Below are 433 nucleotides of genomic sequence, written 5' to 3' on the forward strand. Positions count from 1 at the left end.
GGTATGGCGAGCTTTCGCCGTCCACGTTTCTCTTTCTTCATGAAGGATAGAACCTTGAGTTCTGCGCTCACGCGCTGTCCGCACCTTCGGTGCTGCGCTCCGCGAGGGCGCCGGACGACCGGCGACGGCCTCTGGCCTGCATGGGTGCCTGACGCAGACTTAATCGTTCAGCGAGATGGGCCCGTAGCTCAGTTGGTTAGAGCACACGCTTGATAAGCGTGGGGTCGGAAGTTCAAGTCTTCCCGGGCCCACCATTTGCATTTGCAAGTGATGGTTAGGGAATGCCTGATCCTGACGGTTTGCTGTCAGGTGTTGCGATGGTTGGGGCTGTAGCTCAGCTGGGAGAGCACCTGCTTTGCAAGCAGGGGGTCAGCGGTTCGATCCCGCTCAGCTCCACCAAATCGCTTTGGTGTCGAGCCGGGATATCCTTCTG

2 tRNA genes are annotated in these 433 nt (G+C 58.9%); both read left to right on the top strand.

Features of this window, described 5'->3' with window-relative positions:
* Positions 1 to 177: 177 nt before the first annotated feature.
* A tRNA-Ile gene (locus IB248_RS31045) sits at positions 178 to 254 on the top strand.
* Between the two features lie 69 nt (positions 255 to 323).
* A tRNA-Ala gene (locus IB248_RS31050) sits at positions 324 to 399 on the top strand.
* Positions 400 to 433: the final 34 nt, after the last annotated feature.

Origin of the sequence: Rhizobium sp. RHZ01 (genome assembly GCF_014851595.1) — a bacterium.
Classification (GTDB): domain Bacteria; phylum Pseudomonadota; class Alphaproteobacteria; order Rhizobiales; family Rhizobiaceae; genus Rhizobium; species Rhizobium altiplani.